Here is a 3,777-nt window from a genome sequence, read left to right as displayed (position 1 = left end):
GCACCGATCACCCGATGACACGGCGCGACAATCGAAATCGGGTTGCGCCCATTCGCTGCACCCACGGCCCGCACGGCGCTGGGATTACCGATCTGCTCGGCGATCTGGCTGTAAGTGCGGGTTTCGCCAAACGGAATGGTCAGCAACGCCGCCCAGACCTTTTTCTGAAAATCGGTGCCGACAAAATCCAGCTCCAGTTCGAAGCGATCACGGTCGCCGGCAAAATATTCTTCGAGCTGCTGTGCGGTTTTGCGCAGTACCGGATTGTCCGGATCTTCAGTCATCGGTCCCAGGCGCACGCGATTGGGTTTGTCGTTTTCCCAGAGGATGGCTGCCAGTCGTGAGCCGTTCGCGACCAGCTTCAGTTCGCCGACCGGTGAGGGCAGGGTGATGAACGTGTAGGACATGTGTCAGAACTCCGGATCAGCACGGCGAGAGCGCTCAGCATACTGCCTGATCGGGGAGGCGCAAATCGCAATAGCGACCATACTGCTTGTTGCTTTTGAAGCGTTCCGTTGTGTTCCGCACACCATCCAATAACAAAAAAAGAGATCGACTCATGAAGTACGAACCGTTGGCCAAAACGCTGATAGCGACTTCACTGGCACTGAGCTGCCTCATGGCCCACGCCGCGTCGGTGGCACCGGTGGCCGCCGAGAACGGCATGGTGGTCACGGCCCAACACCTGGCCTCTCACGTCGGCGTCGATGTGTTGAAAAACGGTGGTAATGCGGTGGATGCCGCGGTTGCCGTGGGTTATGCGCTGGCGGTGGTGTATCCCGCGGCCGGCAACCTCGGCGGTGGCGGTTTCATGACCATTCAACTGGCGGACGGGCGCAAGACCTTCCTCGACTTCCGCGAAAAAGCCCCGCTGGCGGCGACCGCCAACATGTACCTGGACAAGGACGGCAACGTCGTCCCGGACCTGAGCACTCGTGGTCACCTCGCCGTGGCGGTGCCCGGCACTGTCTCAGGTATGGAGCTGGCGCTGAGCAAATACGGCACCAAACCGCGCAAGGACATGATCGCACCTGCCATCAAACTGGCTGAAGACGGCTTCGAACTGGAGCAGGGCGACGTCGATCTGCTGGATTACGCCACCGATGTGTTCAAGAAGGACATGCGCGATTCGGGTTCGATCTTCCTCAGCAACGGCGAACCGATGCAGGTCGGGCAGAAACTGGTGCAGAAGGATCTGGCGAAAACCCTGCGCACGATTTCCGAAAAAGGCGCCGATGGCTTCTATAAGGGCTGGGTGGCCGACGCCATCGTCACCTCCAGTCAGGCCAACAAGGGCATCATCACCCAGGCTGACCTCGACAAATACAAGACCCGCGAACTGGCCCCGGTGGAATGCGATTACCGCGGCTATCACGTGGTGTCGGCGCCACCGCCAAGCTCAGGCGGGGTGGTGATCTGCGAGATCATGAACATTCTCGAAGGCTATCCGATGAAGGATCTGGGCTTCCATTCGGCCCAGGGCATGCACTACCAGATCGAAGCGATGCGCCACGCCTACGTGGATCGCAACAGCTATCTGGGTGACCCGGACTTCGTCAAGAATCCGATCGAGCATCTGCTGGACAAGAACTACGCGACCAAGCTACGTAACGCGATCCAGCCACAGAAGGCCGGGATCTCGGCCGAGCTGAAGCCCGGCGTCGCCCCGCATGAAGGCAACAACACCACGCACTATTCGATCGTCGACAAGTGGGGCAACGCAGTGTCGGTGACCTACACCCTCAACGACTGGTTCGGCGCCGGCGTGATGGCGAGCAAGACCGGGGTGATCCTCAACGACGAAATGGACGACTTCACCTCCAAGGTCGGCGTGCCGAACATGTACGGTCTGGTGCAGGGCGAAGCCAATGCCATCGCCCCGGGCAAAACCCCGCTGTCGTCGATGAGCCCGACCATCGTCACCAAGGATGGCAAAGTGGTGATGGTGGTCGGCACGCCGGGTGGCAGTCGGATCATCACCGCGACCTTGCTGACCATGCTCAATGTCATCGACTACGGCATGGGCCTGCAGGAGGCGGTTGACGCACCGCGCTTCCACCAGCAATGGATGCCGGAGGAAACCAACCTCGAAGACTTCGCCGCCAGCCCCGATACGAAGAAAATTCTCGAGAGCTGGGGCCACAAGTTTGCAGGGCCGCAGGATGCCAACCATATCGCCGCGATCCTCGTTGGCGCACCGTCGCTGGGTGGTAAGCCGGTGGGCAAAAACCGTTTCTACGGGGCCAACGATCCACGGCGCAATACCGGCTTGTCACTGGGTTACTGAGAGGCGTAAAAAGGGGGCGGGCTCAGGCCCGGCCCCTGTTTTGAGTATCCATCAAGGAAGACCCGATCATGTCTACTGCATTGCTGATCATCGACGTCCAACAGGATCTTTGCTCGGGCGAGTACCAGTGCTTCGACACCGGCCGGGTCATCGAAACCATCAACCAGCTCAGCGCTCGCGCTCGCAAGGCGGGTGTGCCCGTGGTGCTGATTCAGCATGAAGAAAAGGACGGCCCGCTGGCCCATGGTGTCGAAGGCTGGCAACTGGCTGAAGGGCTGCTTACGGAAACGCAAGACCTGCGCGTACGCAAAACAAACCGGGATTCGTTCTACCAGACTGACCTGGGCAAACTGCTGCCCAGCGAAGACTTTGAACGTCTGATCATTTGTGGCCTGCAAACCGACTACTGCGTCAACGCCACCGTGCGCAGGGCGCACGAACTGGGCTACGACGTGGTGCTCGTCGCGGACGCTCACTCCACCGTCGACAACGGCAACATGAGCGCCGAAGACATCATCGCCGAACACAACAAGGATCTGGCGCACCTGACCGGCGCTACCGCCCGCGTTGACGTCAAGCCTGCCGCCGCGATCATTTTCTGAAGCCCGCAAAGACCTTTGATGTTCTTACTGGCCTCATCGCTGGCAAGCCAGCTCCCACAGGGTTTGGCATGGATCACAAAGTCTTTGAACAACACAGATCCTTGTGGGAGCTGGCTTGCCAGCGATGGCGGTGGATCTGTCAATGAAGATGCCAGCTGTGCCAACCCCATCGCCAGCAGGCTGGCTCCCACAATGGCCGGTGTTGTACACAGGTTCCCATACCCAACCCAAACCCCCTGTGGGAGCTGGCCTGCCAGCGATGGCGGTGGATCTATCAATGAAGGTGTCAGCTGTGCCAACCCAATCGCCAGCAGGCTGGCTCCCACAATGGCCGGTGTTGTACACAGGTTCCCATACCCAACCTAAACCCCCTGTGGGAGCTGGCCTGCCAGCGATGGCGGTGGATCTATCAATGAAGATGCCAGCTGTGCCAACCCAATCCCAGCAGGCTGACTCCCACAAGGGCCGGTGGTGTGCACAGATTCCCATACCCAACCCAAACCCCCTGTGGGAGCTGGCCTGCCAGCGATGGCGGTGGATCTATCAATAAAGATGCCAGCTGTGCCAACCCAATCGCCAGCATGCTGGCTCCCACAATGGCCGGTGTTGTACACAGGTTCCCATACCCAACCCAAACCCCCTGTGGGAGCTGGCCTGCCAGCGATGGCGGTGGATCTATCAATGAAGATGCCAGCTGTGCCAACCCAATCACCAGCAGGCTGACTCCCACAATGGCCGATGGTATGAACAGGTTCCCATACCCAACCCAAATCCCCTGTGGCGAGCGAGCTTGCTCGCGCCGGGCTGCGTAGCAGCCCTCACACCTCAAGTCGCGAACAGAACCCCACGAATCTCCCCGACCCGCGGTGCCACCACCCCCTCCAGCAC

General features: G+C 59.9%; 3 protein-coding genes. 2 read left to right on the top strand and 1 reads right to left on the bottom strand.

Annotation, left to right across the window (positions count from 1 at the left end; genetic code table 11):
- Positions 1–407 (bottom strand): methylated-DNA--[protein]-cysteine S-methyltransferase (locus DBR18_RS12000; protein WP_256588686.1); only part of this gene is annotated, 407 nt, incomplete at its 3' end.
- Positions 408–559: 152 nt separating this feature from the next.
- Between DBR18_RS12000 and ggt the strand changes: the two genes are divergently transcribed.
- Together ggt and DBR18_RS11990 are read left to right on the top strand one after the other, a co-directional pair.
- Positions 560–2,287, top strand: coding sequence for a gamma-glutamyltransferase (gene ggt, locus DBR18_RS11995; RefSeq protein WP_108590472.1), 1,728 nt, complete (start codon positions 560–562; stop codon positions 2,285–2,287).
- 68 nt (positions 2,288–2,355) lie between these two features.
- Positions 2,356–2,889, top strand: a complete 534-nt coding sequence (locus tag DBR18_RS11990; protein ID WP_108590471.1) for a cysteine hydrolase family protein — start codon at positions 2,356–2,358, stop codon at positions 2,887–2,889.
- Positions 2,890–3,777 lie beyond the last annotated feature (888 nt).

Source organism: Pseudomonas sp. HMWF021 (assembly GCF_003061005.1).
In the GTDB taxonomy this organism is placed as follows: Bacteria; Pseudomonadota; Gammaproteobacteria; order Pseudomonadales; family Pseudomonadaceae; genus Aquipseudomonas.
Note: the sequence above shows the minus strand (reverse complement) of the source record. Positions and strands in the feature narration are given on the sequence as shown.

Coding starts and splice junctions, on each gene's coding strand:
- ggt (WP_108590472.1), top strand. CDS start 560: ATGAAGTACGAACCGTTGGCCAAAACGCTGATAGCGACTTCACTGGCA.
- DBR18_RS11990 (WP_108590471.1), top strand. CDS start 2,356: ATGTCTACTGCATTGCTGATCATCGACGTCCAACAGGATCTTTGCTCG.